Consider the following 19,988-nt stretch of genomic DNA (forward strand, 5'->3'; position numbering starts at 1 on the left):
TATTTAGCTAAAAATCTGATTTCTTCTTTATTTTGAAAATAAAAAACCTCCCAAAAAAGGGAGGCGAATAAAAATTGACTGTATATTGAATAAGAATTCAATCATTATTTATTGTTTTCAAGCCATTTCAGCCTGCGCAGATCAGGAAGATGTTTCACTTTGAAATGCTCGAAAACAGCTGTAAATCCGTTTCCGTCCGGGCATGCGGCCATTAAACCTACCATAACTGGTGTATTGTCCTGCAGATGGGCATTACGCATCATTATGTAGTTTTTATCATCAAAAGAATAAAATATTTCCACAGCATCCAGTCTTCTGATGGCTTTGATCCAAACCTCAGAAGGTGTTTTGTCCAGAGTGATGACACTCCAATCGCTGGTTCCGTGGGTAACTACAGTACTGAGGTTGTATTTCCCGTCCACGAATTCGATACCGGCTTTTATATAATTTTCTTTGTCTGTCCGTAGCATAAGCCCCATCTGGTCAAACCTGGCTTTATACTGTCCGCTGATCTTTACTTTTGCCTCAAACTCTCCTCCGTAGGTTGCATAATAAAAAGGAGCGTCATCTACCGTAAATCCATAATGCGAAATTCTCCAGTAGTCACTTTGAGGAGTCACAGTCATTGATAAACTGTTATTTTTAATCTCCCATTTTTCAGGCTCATTGAACCAGCTCATCTTTTCCAGGGTCTGTGCAAAGACTTGCTGGGCCGTGAAAAACATGCATACACTTAAAATCAATCTTTTCATCCTCTTTAGCTGGGCGTAAATTATTATTTTAGCAAAAGTAAAATTAAACCCATATTCTGCCAATACTGATAAATAACCATTTATGGAGATCATAGACAAACTGAACAGTCGTCTTCTTGACAGGGCAGCCGTGAAATGTGAGCTCGATACTGAAGTGTATAAACTCCGGGCATTGATCTATATGCAGATGGAAGGCGCAATAGCTGTTTTAAGTGATATGCAGGCGGATAAAAGCTATGTGTATAAATCTGCAGCGGCACTTGAACTGGGGTTGACTATGGAAGATAATCCTGCCGAGATTAATTCTATCTGGGAAGAAGAGATTATTAAAAAAATACATCCGGAGGACCGTCTGAAAAAATACATCCACGAGCTAAGATTTTATGAACTTATGGAGTCTATGGACGCAGAGGTCCGTGCAGAATACGGTGTTCTTTCAAAAATCAGGATGAAAGATAAAAATGACCGGTACAGGCTGGTGAAGCACCGGATGTTTTATATCTATTCCCCGGATAATGGAAAACTTAGATTTGCCCTTTGCCTTTATCATATTGCAATCGATCAGTCCCAGCCCCTGATTCCCGATTTCATGACTATTAACACTGCTAAAGGACAGATCGTAGCAAAAGACAAACTGGATTATAAAACCATCCTTTCCAAAAGAGAACTTCAGGTGCTGAAATATGTAGGTGAAGGCTATGCCAGTAAAGAAATTGCAGAATTTTTATCCATAAGCATCAATACCGTAAGCAGACACCGCCAGAATATTCTTGAAAAGCTGAATGTGAAGAATTCCGTGCAGGCATTCAAAGACAGTTTTTATTAATTTCTACCGGATATTTCCTGAACATCCGAAAAGTTCACCGTGTTTTTTTTATTCTTATCTTTAAATTTATAGATTAAATTTCTACTATAAACCAATGATGATAATGAAAAGAAGCAAAGAAATTACCGGACAGTATTTTGATTTTCTTGAAAAGCACATCCGGGATGTGCTTTCCGGAGTGACCCCTGAATTTATGGAACTCAATGAAATTGCAGGTCAACTTGCGATTTCCCACACGCATCTTACCGATACCATAAAAAAAGAGAAAGGGAAGCATCCATGTTATTTTTATGACGAAAAAATTATCCACGAAGCTAAAACGATGATAAGAGATTCCGAACTTTCTATTGCGGAAATTGCAAGAATTTTCACTTATGATCCCTCTAATTTTTCCAAGTTTTTTAAGAAAATGACTGGGATTACTCCCGGGGAATTCAGGAAAAGCAACAGGGAGACAGTATAAAACACTTAACATATTCATGTTTTTTTAGAGAAAGACACTATCCTGGGAATTTTTTTCTATTTAAAAATTTAAGAAAAGTTTCAGTTGTAAAAAATAATATTTTAGTAATGAGGCAATTGTAAAAACATTTGTCTTTTTTTGTGATTTATTTAGAAATAGAGATTTATTACTGTCTTTTTTTTGTTAATTTTAGGTTCAGATAAAAACTAATTAATTATCAAAACGGGTGATTGGAGGTATTGATAGGTAAAATAATTTGATTAAAAGATTATAAGACAAAGCGTATTATTTAAAAGGCCATATTTTAAATACCATAGATTTTGCAAGCTTTAAATAATTATATATTTGTTTCTTCAAACAACTAAACACTAACAACTAATATTAACAACTAACACTAACAGAACATTAAGGATGAGTATTGATTTTACAACAGCAACATTTAAAGATTTTGAGAACATTCCGGATTATGATATTGCTCAGAGAGCAGATTATTTTTATGAATTTCTTGATCACATGAAGTCCAGGGGACACATGAATTACAGACTAAAAAATACTTCAGGAAGTAATGCAACATTAAATATAGATATTGCCAACCAGAATAATGAGTATGTAAGCTTTGTTTCCAGCGATTATCTCGGTTTTACACAGCATCCTAAAGTAAAGCAGGCGGCCATCGAAGGAATAGAGAAATACGGAACGGGTACAGGAGCATCACCCCTTATCGGCGGATATTTTGATTATCATAGCGCGATAGAAAAAAAGATCGCTGAATTTTTTGGAAGAAAGGAAGAGGAAGTGATCTTGTTCACTACCGGTTATGCCGCTAACAGTGCTACTTTACAGATCCTTATGCAGAAAGAGGATATTGCTATTTTAGACATGGGAGTGCATGCCAGTGTACATGAAGGATGTGCTTTTACCAATAAAAAAACATTTCCGCACAATAATTTGGAAGCTTTGGAACATATTTTGAAGGTATGTGAAAATACGTACCGTACAAAGCTTGTTATAGTAGATGGAGTTTATTCCCAGGAAGGGGATGTCTCGCGCGCTAAAGAAATATATGCTCTTGTAAAAAAATACAATGCCTATCTCATGGTAGATGACGCCCATGGCGTTGGGGTCATGGGAAAAACCGGAAGAGGAGCCCTTGAGGACGACGGTTTACTGGATAAGGTAGATTTTATAACAGGAACGTCCAGCAAGACTTTCGGTAACCTTGGGGGATACGTAATTGCTAATAAGAAAATAGCATCATTCCTGAAGTTCCAGTCGAGACAGCATATTTTCTCAGTAACAGCCCCTCCTTCTTCCTTCGGAATTTTAAAAGCCATTGATTTGATTGATGAAGAACCGTTCTGGATGGAGAAATTGTGGGATAACATCAATTATTTCAAAACAGGGCTTAATGATTTAGGGTTAGATACCGGAATTACCTGTTCAGCAATTATTCCCGTGAAAATAGGAGATCAGAACAAGATGTGGGATATTGGCAGAATATTGCTTGAAGCAGGGGTGTATACCAATCCTATTATGTATCCTGCCGTAGCCAGAAAAGATGCGCGCATCAGAATGACTGTAACAGCCCGACACGAAAAAGAACATCTAGACAAAACACTGAATGTCTTTGATGATATTAATAAAAAATTGCATATTGCAAAAAAATAATAAATTATGCCCAGAAAAGTAGTGCAAGGCCCCATCAGGGACAAAGAAAAAACAAAGCAAAAGCTGCTTGTAGCAGTTGGAAAAATTTTAAGAGTGAAAGGATACTCAGGTCTGAAAGTAAGTAAGATTGCAGCGGTAGCCGGTTTCGACAAAAAGCTTATTTATGAGTACTTTGGAAGTACGGATAAGCTTATTGACGAATATATCAAGTCTCAGGATTACTGGAGTAAATTCAGCCCGGATATCGAAGAAGAAGTACAGGTTGGAAAAGGTAAGGAGGCTTTAACTCAAGGGATTCTGATGCAGTTTGAAAGTCTTAAGAAAAATAAGGAACTGCAGAAAATTATTCTTTGGGAGCTTTCTGAAAGCAAGCCGATACTTAAAAATATCCTTAAGCAAAGAGAAGATGTTGCTGCTAATTTATTTGAAAATGTAACAGATCCTTATTTCGGGGAAAATGCTACTAATGTAAGAGCCATGCTGGCTTTAATTGCGGCAGGTGTTTATTATCTGAACTTATTTCCTGCATATAACGGAACCGAATTCTGTGGGATTGATATGAGAACAGAAGAAGGAAGAGGTGAGGTTCAAAAAGTGATCGTAGAGATTATAGACCACTACTACAAAACCAAAAAAGCAAAAGATTGATCGTTAAAAGTTTTCCAATTTTACCAAAAGTAAGTTTTTGTGCATAATTTGAAAACTTTTAATTTTCAGATTAAAACTATATTTCTTATTTTTGACCAATGGAAAATTTTATCGTATCTGCAAGAAAATACCGCCCCCAGCAGTTTGACACTGTCGTAGGGCAATCTCACATTACAGATACTTTAGAACATGCCATTGGAGAAAACCAGTTGGCTCAGGCCTTACTTTTCTGTGGTCCGCGGGGTGTGGGTAAAACTACATGTGCCAGAATTCTGGCCAGAAAGATCAATGAAAAGGACGGCTCTGTTTCAGAAGACGGCTTCGCCTATAACATCTATGAACTGGATGCGGCGTCCAACAACTCTGTGGATGACATCAGGGAACTGATAGATCAGGTCCGCTTTGCGCCTCAGGTAGGTAAATATAAAGTTTATATTATCGATGAGGTGCACATGCTGTCTTCTGCAGCCTTCAATGCTTTCCTTAAAACACTTGAGGAGCCCCCTGCCCACGCTATTTTTATTCTCGCAACTACAGAGAAGCACAAGATTATCCCTACCATTTTATCAAGATGTCAGATTTATGATTTCAAGAGAATCACCATTGAAGATATTCAGGGACATCTCAGAAACATCGCCCAGAAGGAGAGTATCCGGTATGAAGATGATGCTTTATATCTCATTGCCCAGAAAGCGGATGGCGCCTTAAGAGATGCACTTTCTATTTTCGACAGGCTTTCCACATTTTCCCAGAAAAACATTACACTGGCCAAAGCTGCTGAAGTACTCAATATCCTTGACTATGATCAGTATCTTAACATTGTAGACCTGGCCAAAGAAAACAAAATTCCGGAAGTGCTTTTTGCCTTCAATGAAATTGTTAAAAAAGGCTTTGATCCCCATATTTTTATAGCAGGTTTAGGAAATCATTTCAGGGACCTCATGATGGCACAGAACCCCGGAACCATAGAGCTTATAGAAGTAGGGGAGAAGACCAAGGTGAAATTTGTAGAGCAAAGTCAGAAATGGAATGCCCAGCAGCTGATCGACGGAATTGAGATCTGTAATCATGCGGATATCAATTATAAAAATTCCAAGAATCCAAGACTTACAGTAGAAATTGCATTGATGCAGCTGTCTTCCCTGACAGCTAATCCAGGCGATACTAAAAAAAAAAGTTCCTGATATTAGCACCGTTTCTCAGTGAAAAGCAGGAAGTGAAAATTCCTGAAAAAGCTCCGGAGAAAAAAGAGGTTATTAAGGAAGTTCCTACACAGCAGGCTGAAACCATCCAGGAAGTCTCTGTAAAAACCACCAAACCTTTATCAAGACAAGGAATCTCTTCAGGGTTCAGCATTAACTCTTTTCTGAATAAAGAAGAGAAAGAGGTAAAAGAAGAAATGGTAGCTGTAAAAACAGAAAATCTTCCCAAAAATCATTTTACTGAAACAGACCTGCAGATGGAATGGAATCTGATGCTGAAGCAGCTTCGGAACAAAAATACTTTCATTTTCAATGCAGTGAAAACTTTCAAGCTGATCAAAGCAGGGGAGAATGTCATTAAGGTTTTATACCCTTCAGATTCTGCCAAAGTTGAATTTGACAAAATAGCCGGAGAATTTTTTAATCATTTCAGAACCAAAGTTCACAATCATGCTATTGAGATAGATTATCAGAGAGATTTTGATAACCTCAAAATTGAAGTGATGACCAAAAGAAAAATCTTTGAAAAATTCATGGAGAGAAATCCGCTTCTGAAAGATCTGGATGATCTGATGAAGTTTGATCTGACCTGATTTTTTGTATTGATCATAATTTTTTTTTGTCAGATTAAGTTTTTTTATATCTTTGTCAAAGATTTTTGTTAAAATTAGATTTTTGACAAAAGCAAATCAGATTAAAACTAAACAACAGAAGTTTCAGAATCCAGTGGAAAAATCGTTTATCCCATCTCTGTCTCAGTTTGTACCCGCTAATTTCTTTAGCGGTTATTTTAGTTTTTCTGCTTTCTATTATAGAAATTTCAGAACGTATTACCGATTTTATTGGTATTACTAACTGAATTTCTTTCCAAAAAATACTGGAGAAGTAAAGTCCTTTTATTTTCCTGATTCCTTTAAACAATTTTGAACGGCATTTTTTGAAAAGAATTATAAAAATAAATTTTATAATGAAAGGACTATTGCTGTTATCTTAAAAATAAAAAAAAACAATAAATTTAAAAATATGAATTTAAAAGATGTAAAAAACGAGTGGATCAACGAGCTTTCACAGCCATTAATGATCGTGGGACCATGCAGTGCGGAAAGTGAGGCTCAGATGCTTGAAACCGCTAAAAGAATAAGGGAAACCAATGCACAGGTTCCTATCTTCCGTGCAGGAATCTGGAAGCCCCGCACCAAGCCGAATGGCTTTGAAGGAGTAGGTGTAATTGGTTTGAACTGGCTTAAGAAAGTAAAAGAAGAATACGGATTCAAGACAGCTACAGAGGTAGCGAATGCCCACCACGTATTTGCAGCTCTGGAAGCTGATGTGGATGTTCTTTGGATTGGGGCCCGTTCTACGGTAAATCCTTTTACCGTTCAGGAAATTGCCATGGCTTTGAGAGGAACAAATAAGCCGGTATTTGTGAAAAATCCTGTAAATCCGGATCTGGCTTTATGGATTGGAGCTTTGGAAAGACTTTTAGGACAGGATATTAAAAACCTTGGGGTGATCCACAGAGGATTTTCAACATACCAGAAAACAAAATACAGAAATAACCCGAACTGGCAGATCGCTCTTGATTTCAAAAGCCAGTTTCCCAATATTCCGATGCTGATAGATCCTTCTCACATCTGTGGAAACAGGACAGGTCTTGCAGATGTTACCCAGGAAGCATTGAACGTAGGATACCAGGGAGCCATTATTGAAACCCACTGTAATCCGGATGAAGCATGGAGCGATGCATCTCAGCAGATCACACCGGAAGTATTGGCAGAACTGATCGGAAACTTAAAGGTAAGAAATTCAGGTCTTGCAGGTTTTGATAACGAGATGGGAAGACACAGAACCCTGATCTCCGATCTTGACTTTCAGCTGATTGAACTTCTTTCCCAAAGAATGAAGATCTCCGAAAAGATCGGTAAGCTTAAAAAAGAGAATGATATTGCTATTTTCCAGCCTGAAAGATGGAAAGTAATTACAGAATACGCCACGCAGAAAGCCAGGGAAACAGGAATGTCTCAGGAATTTATTGAGAAGGTTTTCAAAGCAATCCACGAAGAATCTATTGAAGTACAGAATAGTATTATGATTAATAGATAGACTGAAGGAGTTTAAATATCAGGGTGCGGAATCACTATAAGTTCCGGATCCGTGTAAATAACAGGGCTTAGGGCATCTGGATTAAAGGAAAATATATGATTTGTTTTCAAGTATATCCGGAACCCTAAGCCCTAATTCCTTATATTTGCATCCATATTATCTATGAAAGGAAAAATCATAAAATCTACAGGCAGCTGGTATCAGGTCATGGAATTCGAAACAGACAAAATTTTCGAAGCCAGGATTCGTGGTAAATTCAAACTGATTAAAACAAGGCTTACCAATCCGCTTGCTGTAGGAGATTTTGTGGAATTTCAGCTCGAAACCGACGGTATTGCCTGGATCACCAAAATAGATCCACGTACCAACTATCTGATCAGAAAATCGGTTAACCTTTCAAAAGAGGCCCATATTATTGCTTCCAATATAGATCTGGCGTGTTTTATTTTTACGCTGAAACATCCGGAAACCTCACTGGGCTTCCTTGACCGGTTTCTGGCATGCTGCGAGGCTTATAATATCAAACCTCTTATTCTGTTTAATAAGATTGATGTTCTGAATGATGAAGAAATAGAATTGGTAAAAGATATCGAATTTCTTTATCAGGAAATAGGGTATGACACGCTGGAAATATCATCGTATTCCAAACTCAATTTCGATGAGCTTCAGGAAATTCTAAAAGATAAAACATCTGTGTTTTTTGGTCATTCAGGGTGTGGAAAGTCTACATTAGTGAATGCTTTGCAGCCCGGCCTGAATTTAAAAACTTCTGAAATTTCGGATTCCCATTTAAAAGGAAAGCATACCACTACCTTTGCCCAGATGCATTTCTGGGATTTTGGCGGAAACGTCATCGATACCCCCGGTGTCCGTGAGTTTGCAATGATTGACATTGAAAAAGAGGAAGTCCAGCATTATTTCCCGGAGATTTTCAAAAAGAGGGAAGAGTGCAAGTTTCACAACTGTCTTCACATCAACGAACCCAAATGTGCTGTCCTGGCTTTACTTGAAACCGGAGAAATTCAGCATTCCCGTTATGCTACCTATGTAAAGCTGATGGAAGAAGCGGAAGAAGCTTCCCAGAAATAAACTACCTGCAACCAAAACTTTTATCTTTACTTTGATTACATGAGTTAATCTGAGAATATCTGCCTGTTTATTTTTACAAAAAGATGCCGGGCTCCATAAAGGATATTCCGGATTTACAATAATTCTACTTTTACGGTCATTAATTCTGCCAAAAATGGCAGTATTCTCTCATCAATTTTTTTCTTAATACAAAAGACGAAAAAAATATCAAAAAATTAATATTATCTCATTGATTGAAATAGAAGCAATAATGTATTAATATGCTTTTATTGGGTTTCAAAAATTATCAAATCCTCAATAATAAAGTTGATTTTTTGTCAATAAAAAACCCAGCCGAAGCTGGGTAAAAACTAATAACCATGAAAACTCAAATTAAACATGAGAATCGTAATAGAATTAACAATTACTGTGCCAAAGTTTTTTCGCCATTTCTTAATAAAAGTTATTTTTATGTTAAAAAAAATTTAAAATAAAAATCAAAGATATTTTTTGTAATTTTGCGCCATTAAAAAAATATACATTTATGTCTAACATTACATTCACTATGATTAAGCCTGATGCAGTTGCAGACGGACATATCGGTGCTATATTAGGAAAGATCGCAGAAGGAGGTTTTAAAATCAAAGCTTTAAAATTAACTCAACTTACGGTAGCTGATGCTAAAAAATTCTATGAAGTACACGCTGAAAGACCATTTTACGGTGAGCTGGTAGACTTCATGAGTTCAGGTCCTATTGTTGCTGCTGTTTTGGAAAAAGATAATGCGGTAGAAGACTTCAGAACATTGATCGGTGCTACAAACCCTGCAGAAGCAGCAGAAGGTACCATCAGAAAGATGTTTGCAAGAAGTATTGGTGAAAATGCTGTTCACGGTTCGGATTCCAACGAGAATGCGCTTATCGAAGCTCAGTTCCATTTTTCAGGAAGAGAGATTTTCTAAGAAAAACTACCTTGAAATATAAAAGCCAGAGATTTTTCTCTGGTTTTTTTGTGCCATATTGTCTGATCATGTGGTGTTTATAGATTGTTTTCCACAGCGTTCACCTTTTCTCTGTGCAGTTCGAGAGGCTTGTCCAGCAATACAGCAATTACTGTCATGTTTTTGTCAAGTCTGTCTTTCGGAAGGTCAATATATATAATCCCGGGTGTATCGCTCCAGTATAGTTTGCTGTATATACTGTGACTAATGATAGATCCGTCACCCACCACCCTGGTTCTCGCAATATTATTTTTTATTCCTTTTAAAGCTACCGGGCCGGTTGGTGTGCCTTCTACAAAAAGATAAAGCGTCTGTCTGTCTTTGGAAAGAGCACTCATTCCGGAATAATGTCCTTCAGGAAGACCTTTGCCTGTGTCATAAAGTGCTTCAGCATGCCGGCTGATCCATTGAAGGGTTTCCGGATTTGTTTTTGCCGTCTTAGGAATCTTCATGGCCTGTCCGTCGCCTGTAATTCCTGATCGATCCAGCAGGTTGTTTCCATTGTGAAGCGCATCTGCAAGGTCATAAGCTGCTGTTTTTGAATTCTTATTTTCCAGAATGTTATTGAGGGAGGACGAATTGTGCTTAAAATTGGCCACGAAAACAGGAGAGTCTTTGAAAACCAATTCTACTGTGGTCACATCCTGGTCGAATTTAATACCTGACAGGTCTATCGTCATTGTGGTTTCATGGTCAAAAGAAAAATTTACCCCGACATTTTCATCACCTATAATTTTCACAGCATCAGGCCGGGTCAGGAGACCATGGACCTTAACGAAATCTTTAGCTTCTTCAATGTAAAGGAAGACCGATTTCTTTGTTTCTGAAACAGCTGACTTTCCTTTATAATTTTCAAAGGGAATGCCATGGCTGGTTCCATAAATAGCCCTTTTGTTTTTTGAGGTCCACCTTCCAAGGTTTTTTAACATTTCAACCTGCCTTTCATCAATAGTTCCATCAGATTTAGGCGCGATACCGAGAAGCAGATTTCCTCCCATACTGATGATATCTGCCAGCGTTCTGATAATCATATTCGGAGTCTTATAATGGTGGTCGTAAGGCTGATATCCCCATGAATCATTCATCGTATAGCAAAGTTCCCAATACCGGCTCTGCGGCCTTACTACAGGTATTCCCTGTTCGGGAGTCTCATAATCGCCGTGATGGTTAAGCCTTGAATTGATAATAATATCAGGATTATTTTTTTTAAGGAGGCTTAAAGTCTGAGGAGCCTGCCACTCTTCAGAAGTGTGTTCCCAGTCACCATCGAACCATAAGAGATCAGGCTGATACTGAGAAGAAAGCTCTGCTAATTGGGTCTGATAATATTGAACGAACCGGTTCCAGCGTTCCGGATCATTTTTTATGTCATACCGCTTTTTTGTACGGGTATTGATATCGTAATACGGGTGACTCCAGTCAGGAAGGGAAAAGTATAGCCCTGTTTTCAGCCCTGTTTTTTTAAGGCTAGTAACAAAAGGTGTAAGCACATCTTTTTTAGCGGAGGAATGCTGTGGAATGGTGACAGCCTTTTCAGCTTTTGAATTCCATAACGAAACTCCGTCGTGATGCTTGGCGGTTATGACGGTGTATTGAGCACCGGATTCCTTAATTAATTGAGTCCATTGGTCCGGTTGGTATGCTGAAGCGTAAAAACCGTTCAGCTGCTTCATATAATTTTCATGGTTGATATAATTGTTAAAGAAAGCCCAGGACTCGGAAATACCATCCACGGAGTAAATTCCCCAGTGAATAAAGATTCCCAGCTTAGCATTTTTAAACCATTCCATTTTTTTGGGTTCTTCCGGTTTTATTTGTGCATGAATATGGGATGCAGACAGTATTAATCCTAAGAAAACGGCTTTGTTTAACCTGTTTTTCATTGTTTAATTTATTTTGATGTTAAATATAAATAAACAAGAGCTAATTTTTTTGAATTCTATGTTGAATCTTATAGTTATTGTTAAAAATATTAATAATAACTTTTGTATTTTAAAATGTTTTATATGGAAATATTGTATTTTTAGCAGGATCATAAATGGAATACTTCTTGTAAGTTCCATGAAAAGAAATGTTATGAAAATTCCAGCATTAGTAATGGCCAGCCTGCTGGCGGTAAGCGTATCGGCGCAGACCACAAAACCTGTAAAAAAAGTGAAAAAGCCGGTTAAGAAAGTAAAAAAGGCAGAGCCTGTAAAGACAAAAGAAACTGCCCAGACTAAATTTGTTCCTAAAAAAGATACCATTCTCGGCCATGGGGGAGGCTGTCCTGCCTGTGGAATGGGATAAAATATGAAAAAGCCATTGTTAGGACTTTCTATGATGCCGGAACCGGATTTCGTTTCCGCCATCCTTCCCATCCTTCAGGATCATTCCGTAGATGTACTGGAATGGTCTTTTGATACGCTCTATGATTTGGAAGAATCTGAATGGCTTTCCGGGCTTCTGGATTTCTATGCGGAGAACAACAGGCTTCTGGGGCATGGTGTTTATTACTCTCTTTTTGATGCCAGGTGGACAGAAAGGCAGGAAATCTGGCTTGAAAAATTAAAAAAAGAGGTTCAGCACAGAAACTACAACCATATTACGGAACATTTCGGTTTCATGAATACCGAAAATTTTCATCAGGGTGTTCCTTTGCCCGTTCCGCTTCACCCCAAAACCCTGCAGATAGGAAAAGACAGGCTCCTGAGGCTTCAGGACGCTGTAGAAATCCCGGTTGGCATAGAGAATCTTGCCTTCTCATTCTCTGTGAATGATGTAAAAGAGCAGGGAGAATTCCTTGACAAGCTTATAGAAGATATTGACGGATTTCTTATTCTTGATCTTCATAATATCTACTGCCAGTCCTGTAATTTTGAAACAGATATGTTAGAAATAATCAGGATGTATCCTTTGGAAAAAGTGAAGGAAATTCATCTGTCCGGAGGAAGCTGGCAGGAAAGTGCATATGGAAAAAAGCCTGTAAGAAGGGATACCCATGATGAGCGTATTCCGGAGGACATATTAAACATATTGCCGGAAGTTTTATCCTTGTGCCCAAATCTTGACTATATCATTATTGAAAGGCTGGGCCATACTTTGAAAACAGAAGCTGAACAAAGGATTTTCTTCGATGATTTTGAAAGAGTAAAAAAAATTATCAGTAAAGCCGGCTATCCTTCAGGTCAAAATAAGATATGGCGTAAAAAGAAAATAAGAGAGCATTCGGAACCTGTTGAAGATCATCTCTTGTATGATGAACAGACGAAGCTTACCCAACTGCTTTTTAACGGGACTGACACCCATTCTATAAAAGATCAGGATTTTTATTATTTCAAACCTGAAAATTGGGATGAAGAAATGATCATTACTGCCCAGAAGATCATCAAAAAATGGAATCCCTACTAGGTTTTCTTGCGATATATCACAAATCAAAATATATGAAAATGACAACGGTACTTTTACTTATTACGGCCGTGCTTACGGCTTTGATCGCCGGGCTTTTTTATGCCTATTCATGCTCTGTCGTCCTGGGACTGGGTAAACTTTCAGATACGGAATATTTAAAATCCATGCAGAGCATTAACCGGGAAATTCTCAATCCAGTTTTTTTTCTGAGTTTTATGGGAACAGCCGTATTACTGCCGGTAACGACTTTCCTATTCAGAGGAGAGCAGCCTGCATTTCTTTTTCTCCTGCTAGCATCACTGGCTTATCTGATCGGAGTTTTTGGGGTTACAATGGCTGGAAATGTTCCTCTAAACAATATGCTTGATCAATTTGATATCAGTGGGGCGACTGCGGAAGCAGTTAAGCAGATGCGCGACCGTTTTGAGAGCCGCTGGAATCTTCTGAATAACGTCAGAACCGTATTTTCCGTGATCAGTATTGCTCTGGTGACCTGTGCATGTATCTGGAACAGGTATCAGCCGGAATAGTTTTACGGAATACGTATAAATACCTAATGCTTAAATTCAGTATTTCTACGGATGCATTATATATGATTTTATTTGGAATTTTACATCAGTAATAGCACAGGGAATCTTAAGCATTAAAGTCTTACGACACAAAAACTAATAACCACAAAGCTCAAATTCCGCAAGAAAAGGCAGTCTCCCAAGGGCTGTCTTTGTTTTTTTGAGGAAGTTTCCAAAAATAGTGCAATAGCTCACTGCAAAAGAGTGTTTTTCCTGATGTTTCATTGGCCGGATAGTTCAATCTTTGTCCTATCAAATTATTAAAATTAAAACCAATGAGAAATTTAGAAGTTTTTAGAGTCCTAAGATCATTATCTTTTAAAAGCCTGTGTGTATTACTTATTCTGAACTCAATATTTCTGGCAACAAGCTGCAGTAAAGATGATGACGAGTCTATTCCGGAGCCTATCATGTATGCAGAAGAAAATCCATTAACTAAGTATCATGAAAGTACCGGATTTACCACGGTAAGCAATTTTATCAATGCCGGAAACTATGAATTCGGTCTTGTATTTTCCCCGAATGTAAAAGGAAAGATCAATGCCATTACTGTGAAGCTGCCGGATGCCAACCCTAATTTGAAAGTTACAATCTGGGATTATACAGCAAAAACGGTATTGAGAACGGAAATAGTCAATATAGCTGCATCCAATACTTTACTGACGAAAGCAATTGAAGCGTTCCCCCTGGAAAAAGATAAGAAATATATGATTACCATGAATTCAAATGACTGGTACAAAAAGAATAAACCCGACAACAGCAATGCAACCTATCCGATCACTGCAGGAAATATTAAATTTTTGGAATACCGGTGGGTTGGAGCTTCTTCCCAAACTTTTCCAACGAATGTTTCTCTGGATTATAACGGGGGTGACCTGAGCTTTAATTTTCAGCAAACAGACTAATAACCATATTTTTTTCAACAGAAAAGGCAGCCGGATAAGCTGCCTTTTCGTATGAGTGTATTTAAAAATCTTTAGATCTTAAGAAGCTCGATGGTTCTTTCCGGATTTTCAGCAGAGAAAACTGCATTTCCGGCTACAAGAACGTCTGCTCCGGCTTCGAAAAGTTTGGAGGCATTATCAAGGTTCACCCCGCCGTCAATTTCGATAAGTGCCGTTGAGCTATTGCTCAGAATAAGGTCTTTGGTTTCTGCAATCTTTTTGTAGGTGTTCTCAATGAATTTCTGTCCCCCGAATCCAGGGTTTACGCTCATTAAAAGAACAAGATCTACATCAGCAATAATATCTTCAAGCATTAATACCGGAGTGGAAGGGTTTAGTACAACCCCTGCTTTTGCACCCCTGCTCTGAATATGATGAATGGTTCTGTGAAGGTGTGTACATGCCTCATAATGCACAGAAATCAGATCTGCACCATGATTGATGAATTCGTCCACATACAGATCCGGTTCTACAATCATCAAATGTACGTCAACAAATTTTTTGGCATGCTGCTGAACAGTCTTCATCACAGGAAAACCAAATGAAATGTTGGGTACAAACCTCCCGTCCATCACATCAATGTGGAACCAGTCTGCCTGGGAGTTGTTCAGCATTTCAATGTCTCTTTGCAGGTTCCCGAAGTCTGCGGATAAAAGGGATGGAGCAATAAGCTTCGTTTTCATTTTTACTTTTTATACTTTCTTTAGATTTATTGAGATATCAGATGTGAGATATCAGATGTCAGACTTTTACAAAAAATGAATAAACCAATTGCCTAAAACAATAAACATAATCATTTCAGTCTGATACCTGATGTCTTCTGTCTGACAATCTTTTAATGATACTTCAGTTTCATCTCCGGCTTAATCTTCAGAACTGTTTCGTAAATCAGTTTGATCACATTACCCACGTCTTCTTTAGATACCATTTCTACTGTAGTGTGCATATAGCGCAAAGGTAAGGAAATTAAAGCACTTGGTACCCCGCCGTTGGAGTGGGCAAAAGCATCGGTATCTGTTCCTGTGGCTCTGCTGGCAGCCGCTCTCTGGAAAGGAATTTTTTTGGATTTTGCCGTATCAATGATCAGCTCTCTTATCGTATGATGGATACTTGGTGCAAAGAAAACCACAGGTCCGTCACCACATTTCTGGTCGCCTTCTTTTTTCTTTTCGATCATAGGAGTGGTGGTATCGTGGGTAACATCTGTTACGATTGCGATATTAGGCTTGATGGTGTCTGCGATCATATCCGCACCGTAAAGACCCACTTCTTCCTGTACGGAATTGGTAATATACAACCCGAAAGGAATCGTTTTTTTGTTCTCCTTTAAAAGTCTGGCTACTTCAGCGATCATAAATCCTCCGATCCTGTTGTCTAATGCCCTGCAGACAAAATACCGGTTATTCATTTCAAAGAATTCATCAGGATAAGTGATCATACATCCTACGTAGATTCCCATTTCCTCTACTTCTTTCTTGGAAACAGCACCGCAGTCGATGAAGATGTTTTCAATTTTCGGAGTAGGTTCATTCTGATTGGTTCTGGTATGGATAGCCGGCCATCCGAATACGCCTTTTACAATCCCGTTTTCACCGTGGATATGAACCACTTTTGAAGGAGCAATCGTCTGATCGGATCCTCCGTTTCTGATGACATAGATCAATCCGTCATCAGTAATATAATTTACGTACCATGAAATTTCATCGGCATGGGCTTCAATCACTACTTTAAATTCGGCCTCGGGATTAATTATGCCATAGCATGTTCCATAATGATCCACTTCTATTTTGTCTACATAAGGTCTGATGTAATCCATCCAGATTTCCTGGCCTTTATGCTCGTAACCTGTTGGAGAAGAAGTGTTTAAATATTTTTCTAAAAATTTCAAAGATTTCTTTTCAAATTTCATAAAAGGGAATGATTTTTGCGTGTAATTTTTGTTGTTATAAGTGTAAAAATAATGAATTTTAGTAAGATTGTCTGCCTTTTCATCTTCTTTTTTGGAGTCAGTGTTTTTGGTCAGAAGGATTCTATTGTTGCAAAGCCCCTCAATCAGTATCCCCCTGAATCTTTAAAAACCGATGAGTTCGGAAATAAGTACTACTATGATGAACGTCAAAAGATAAAAGTCTATGAAATAAACGGCGAGCCTGTAGTAGTGCTGGATGAGCTGGTGCTGGTTAATAAACCGCGGTTCAATAATCAGCTGGACAAAAATTACTATTATTTCCTTAATAAAAAGCTGAACAGGGTTTATCCTCTTTTTGTCACTGCACTTCAGCAGTACAGAGATATCCAGGCTGACATGACTGATATGGACAGCAAAGCCAAAAGAAAATTTGTAAGAGAAAGACAGAATATGCTGGCCGATCAATATGAAAAGCAGCTAAGGGATCTTACCACCACTGAGGGACAGGTTTTTGCAAAGCTTATGAACAGGGCTACCGGAAAAAATGTGTATGAGATCATAAAAGAAATGAGAGGCGGATGGAGTGCTTTCTGGTGGAATGTAAAAGGAAAAATGGCAGATATAGATCTGAAAGACCAATACAATCCCCACAAGAACAGAACGGATGAGTTTATAGAATCTCTGCTGCAGTCCAACTGGAATTCCGGGTACCTGCAGCCGTATCCGGGAGCCGGTGATTTTAAAGCAAGAAAATAAATATAAAATTCCTGTAAGCAGTTACAGGAATTTTTCTTTTAATTTATCGAAGACAATCTGATCTACAGGCAGCGGAAAAGGATTATCCGGCCTGTCGATTTCAATCCATTCTATTTTCTCAATGCATGGATCAAGGATAAGGAAATCTTCTTCGGTAGTGATTTTTACGATATAATATATGGTAAGAAGCTGTTCATTTTCTCTGAAACGCGAAACTAGGAAGTTTTCCTGCGTATAAAAATGTTCTACCACTTCAATTTTTACATTCAGCTCTTCGTCAAATTCGCGGTGGAGACATTCCAGAAGTCCTTCACCGAGTTCCAGCCCTCCGCCCGGAAATTTCATTAAAGGTTCACCGGCATATTCCTCAAACAGGGTCAGTACTTTTTTATCTTTTACTGCGCATGCATACACCCTGACGTTGATCTTATCAATCATATGTAATATTTTGTACAGCTAAAATAAGGAAATATGTGGAAAGGGGAAAGGGGAAAAAAGGCAAAAAGGCTAAATTGCGAAAAGGCGAATAAGCAAAAAGGAATTGCAGAGGATATAAGCAAAGAAAGCTGAGAAGGCAAAGGAAGCAAATAAGGTAGTGTAGCTTTAGAGTAATATAGGTGTAAATTTGCAAATTTATTTATTTGCTCTGTTATTTATATGCTTCATTCTTCCACTCATTTGATCGGATTCATTTTCCTCGCCTTCTTTGCCTTCTCAGCTTTCTTTGCTTTCTTCGCCTTTTCGCAATTTAGCCTTTTTGCCCTTTCGCCTCACATTACTGCTTCACCGCATTAATCATCTCCCTTTTCCCTGGAGGGCCCTGCAGTTTCTTCACATTGAAATTAAGTTCCTGAAGGATTCTCCGGACACTGCCTTTGGAAGAGTAGGTTGTTAATAATCCGTTAACGGACATTTTGTCGGAAACCAATTCAAAGAGTGGCTTTTCCCACAGGTCCGGCTGTACCCTGGCACCGAAACAGTCATAATAAACAAGGTTGATTTTAGGTAAGTCTATGTCTTTCAGGTCAAAAAAGTCACATTCGATCTTTTTTAAGTTAAAGCCTTTAATAATTTCTGATGATGTACCCCAATCTGCCTGATGAATTTTTTGATAAATATTTTTGAATTCCGGGTTATCAAAATGCTCAAAGTAGGCAAGATCATTAATTTCGGATTCATTTATCGGGTATTTTTCCAGAGAAAAGTAATTGATGACATGATTTTTGTCAGTTTTTAAATATTCATTAATTGTTACCAAAACATTCAAACCTGTTCCAAAACCGAGTTCTAAAATATTAATTTCGTAATCATTTATTTGATTTAGTCCGTTTTTGATAAACACGTGTTCAGCTTCCTGAAGCGCTCCATGGTGAGAATGATAGTTTTCATTTAAATCATTGATAAACAATGTTTTACTTCCGTCATTTGTGGTCTTGATCTCCCTTTTCATCCTATTTTTTTGTCAAATTTACTCTAAAATTTTTATATTTAGAAAATTATGTTAAATTTGTAGAACATCGTAAAAATTTTAAAAAATGATAATTCAAAAAACGGAGAACTCCAGACTTTCGGACTTTGATCCGAACAATTTTTCATTTGGAAGTACTTTTATAGACCATATGGTAATATGTGAGTACGAAAATGGAAAATGGGGTGATGTTAAATTGGTTCCTTATGGCCCGATTCCTTTTACACCAGCTATGATGGGCGTAAACTACGGACAGGCTTGTTTTGAAGGTATGAAAGCTTATAAAGACAAAGACGGGCAGGTTTTCCTTTTCAGGCCAGAAAAGAATTTTGAACGTATCAATAAATCAGCAGCGCGTCTGGCTATGCCTGAAGTGACTGAGGAAATGTTTTTGGACGGATTAAAGGCATTGGTAGATTTAGACAGAAACTGGATTCCGCAGGGAGAAGGAATGTCTTTATATATCAGACCACTGATTTTTGCTACGGAGGAAGCTCTGAAAGCAAGAGTGGCTAATAAATATATGTTCGCAATCGTTGCGACACCAGCGAAAAGCTATTATTCAGAACCGGTTTCTGTAAAAATTTCAGATCATTATTCAAGAGCAGCCAACGGAGGAGTAGGTTCTGCAAAAGCAGCAGGAAACTATGCCGCTTCTTTCTATCCTACCCAGCTTGCCATTGAAGAAGGATATGAGCAGATCATCTGGACGGATGATGCTACCCACGAATATTTTGAGGAAAGCGGAACTATGAACGTATTTGTAAGAATTAACGATACGATTTACACGCCGCCTACATCTGAAAAAATCCTTGACGGAGTAACCAGAGACAGCTTCATCCAGCTTGCCAGAAAAAGAGGAATTGAAGTGAAAATAGAGCCTGTAGCAGTGAAGACTGTGATTGAAGCTCAGAAAAACGGAACACTGAAAGAAGTTTGGGGAGTAGGAACTGCTGTAGTAACTACGGTATTCCAGGCTTTAGGATATGAAGGTGTGAAACTGGCCCTTCCAAAATTATCCGATGAAGAAAGCTACGCTGCGATTCTTAAAAAGGATCTAGTAGATCTTCAGACCAACCTTAGCGAAGATCCGTTCGGATGGAGAGTGATGGTTGAAAAAGATGTTTTGGAGACTGTTTAATTTAGACATTATTTGATTCAATAACAGGCCGGCGGAAATTTATTCTGCCGGTTTTTTTATTTTCTCGCCAAATATTGGTAA

At 38.1% G+C, this 19,988-nt stretch carries 21 protein-coding genes; 15 read left to right on the forward strand and 6 right to left on the reverse strand.

Annotation, left to right across the window (positions count from 1 at the left end):
• Positions 1-104 precede the first annotated feature (104 nt).
• Positions 105-752 (reverse strand): DUF1349 domain-containing protein, encoded by a 648-nt coding sequence (locus tag B7E04_RS12220; RefSeq protein ID WP_080778912.1) that lies wholly within the window; start codon positions 750-752, stop codon positions 105-107.
• Positions 753-834: 82 nt separating this feature from the next.
• Here B7E04_RS12220 and B7E04_RS12225 point away from each other — a divergent pair, with 82 nt between their 5' ends.
• The 9 genes from B7E04_RS12225 (at position 835) to B7E04_RS12270 (ending at position 9,691) form a co-directional block, all read left to right on the forward strand.
• Positions 835-1,578, forward strand: a complete 744-nt coding sequence (locus B7E04_RS12225) for a response regulator transcription factor (RefSeq protein ID WP_080778913.1) — start codon at positions 835-837, stop codon at positions 1,576-1,578.
• A gap of 97 nt (positions 1,579-1,675) precedes the next feature.
• A complete protein-coding gene (locus B7E04_RS12230; RefSeq protein WP_080778914.1) occupies positions 1,676-2,041 on the forward strand; it encodes a helix-turn-helix domain-containing protein in 366 nt (121 codons plus the stop codon).
• 411 nt (positions 2,042-2,452) lie between these two features.
• A complete protein-coding gene (locus B7E04_RS12235; protein ID WP_080778915.1) occupies positions 2,453-3,709 on the forward strand; it encodes an aminotransferase class I/II-fold pyridoxal phosphate-dependent enzyme in 1,257 nt (418 codons plus the stop codon).
• Between the two features lie 6 nt (positions 3,710-3,715).
• A complete protein-coding gene (locus B7E04_RS12240) occupies positions 3,716-4,357 on the forward strand; it encodes a TetR/AcrR family transcriptional regulator (RefSeq protein ID WP_080778916.1) in 642 nt (213 codons plus the stop codon).
• A 98-nt stretch (positions 4,358-4,455) separates the two neighbouring features.
• On the forward strand, positions 4,456-5,541 hold the full coding sequence (gene dnaX / locus B7E04_RS12245) for a DNA polymerase III subunit gamma/tau (RefSeq protein ID WP_080778917.1): 1,086 nt from the start codon (positions 4,456-4,458) through the stop codon (positions 5,539-5,541).
• A gap of 32 nt (positions 5,542-5,573) precedes the next feature.
• A complete protein-coding gene (locus B7E04_RS12250) occupies positions 5,574-6,152 on the forward strand; it encodes a hypothetical protein (RefSeq protein ID WP_080778918.1) in 579 nt (192 codons plus the stop codon).
• Between the two features lie 430 nt (positions 6,153-6,582).
• Entirely contained in the window at positions 6,583-7,662 is a 1,080-nt protein-coding gene (locus B7E04_RS12260; protein WP_080778920.1) for a chorismate mutase, read from the forward strand.
• A 162-nt stretch (positions 7,663-7,824) separates the two neighbouring features.
• Positions 7,825-8,751 carry a ribosome small subunit-dependent GTPase A gene (gene rsgA / locus B7E04_RS12265; protein ID WP_080778921.1) on the forward strand — a complete coding sequence of 309 codons (927 nt, stop codon included), beginning with the start codon at positions 7,825-7,827 and terminating at the stop codon, positions 8,749-8,751.
• A gap of 523 nt (positions 8,752-9,274) precedes the next feature.
• Entirely contained in the window at positions 9,275-9,691 is a 417-nt protein-coding gene (locus B7E04_RS12270; protein ID WP_066758910.1) for a nucleoside-diphosphate kinase, read from the forward strand.
• A 77-nt stretch (positions 9,692-9,768) separates the two neighbouring features.
• Here the strand turns inward: B7E04_RS12270 and B7E04_RS12275 are convergent, their stop codons facing one another.
• Positions 9,769-11,613, reverse strand: a complete 1,845-nt coding sequence (locus B7E04_RS12275) for an alpha-L-fucosidase (protein ID WP_080778922.1) — start codon at positions 11,611-11,613, stop codon at positions 9,769-9,771.
• A 193-nt stretch (positions 11,614-11,806) separates the two neighbouring features.
• Between B7E04_RS12275 and chrA the strand changes: the two genes are divergently transcribed.
• The 4 genes from chrA to B7E04_RS12295 all read left to right on the forward strand — a co-directional run bounded on the left by chrA (position 11,807) and on the right by B7E04_RS12295 (position 14,594).
• Positions 11,807-12,019, forward strand: a complete 213-nt coding sequence (gene chrA, locus B7E04_RS12280; protein ID WP_131797314.1) for an MNIO class RiPP chryseobasin precursor ChrA — start codon at positions 11,807-11,809, stop codon at positions 12,017-12,019.
• Positions 12,020-12,022: 3 nt separating this feature from the next.
• Complete coding sequence (gene chrH, locus B7E04_RS12285) at positions 12,023-13,120, forward strand: MNIO family chryseobactin maturase (RefSeq protein WP_080778923.1); 1,098 nt, start codon at positions 12,023-12,025, stop codon at positions 13,118-13,120.
• A gap of 32 nt (positions 13,121-13,152) precedes the next feature.
• Complete coding sequence (gene chrI, locus B7E04_RS12290; protein WP_080778924.1) at positions 13,153-13,650, forward strand: chryseobasin maturation helper ChrI; 498 nt, start codon at positions 13,153-13,155, stop codon at positions 13,648-13,650.
• A gap of 314 nt (positions 13,651-13,964) precedes the next feature.
• A complete protein-coding gene (locus tag B7E04_RS12295) occupies positions 13,965-14,594 on the forward strand; it encodes a DUF4082 domain-containing protein (protein ID WP_080778925.1) in 630 nt (209 codons plus the stop codon).
• Between the two features lie 71 nt (positions 14,595-14,665).
• On the opposite strand, the gene rpe is transcribed toward B7E04_RS12295, so the two are convergent.
• Both rpe and chrP read right to left on the reverse strand, forming a co-directional pair.
• Positions 14,666-15,316: a ribulose-phosphate 3-epimerase gene (gene rpe / locus B7E04_RS12300; RefSeq protein ID WP_080778926.1), complete on the reverse strand. Its 651-nt coding sequence runs from the start codon at positions 15,314-15,316 to the stop codon at positions 14,666-14,668.
• Positions 15,317-15,468: 152 nt separating this feature from the next.
• Positions 15,469-16,542, reverse strand: coding sequence for a chryseobasin maturation metalloprotease ChrP (chrP, locus tag B7E04_RS12305; protein WP_080778927.1), 1,074 nt, complete (start codon positions 16,540-16,542; stop codon positions 15,469-15,471).
• Positions 16,543-16,593: 51 nt separating this feature from the next.
• Between chrP and B7E04_RS12310 the strand changes: the two genes are divergently transcribed.
• Positions 16,594-17,298: a DUF4294 domain-containing protein gene (locus B7E04_RS12310; RefSeq protein WP_080778928.1), complete on the forward strand. Its 705-nt coding sequence runs from the start codon at positions 16,594-16,596 to the stop codon at positions 17,296-17,298.
• A 21-nt stretch (positions 17,299-17,319) separates the two neighbouring features.
• Here the strand turns inward: B7E04_RS12310 and B7E04_RS12315 are convergent, their stop codons facing one another.
• Positions 17,320-17,736 carry an NUDIX domain-containing protein gene (locus B7E04_RS12315; protein ID WP_080778929.1) on the reverse strand — a complete coding sequence of 139 codons (417 nt, stop codon included), beginning with the start codon at positions 17,734-17,736 and terminating at the stop codon, positions 17,320-17,322.
• A 337-nt stretch (positions 17,737-18,073) separates the two neighbouring features.
• Entirely contained in the window at positions 18,074-18,748 is a 675-nt protein-coding gene (mnmD, locus tag B7E04_RS12320) for a tRNA (5-methylaminomethyl-2-thiouridine)(34)-methyltransferase MnmC2 (protein WP_080778930.1), read from the reverse strand.
• Positions 18,749-18,833: 85 nt separating this feature from the next.
• Between mnmD and B7E04_RS12325 the strand changes: the two genes are divergently transcribed.
• The gene (locus tag B7E04_RS12325; RefSeq protein ID WP_062652269.1) at positions 18,834-19,907 is read left to right on the forward strand and encodes a branched-chain amino acid aminotransferase; all 1,074 of its coding nucleotides are present in this window, start codon (positions 18,834-18,836) and stop codon (positions 19,905-19,907) included.
• The last annotated feature ends 81 nt before the right edge of the window (positions 19,908-19,988 follow it).

Source organism: Chryseobacterium phocaeense (assembly GCF_900169075.1).
Taxonomy (GTDB): domain Bacteria; phylum Bacteroidota; class Bacteroidia; order Flavobacteriales; family Weeksellaceae; genus Chryseobacterium; species Chryseobacterium phocaeense.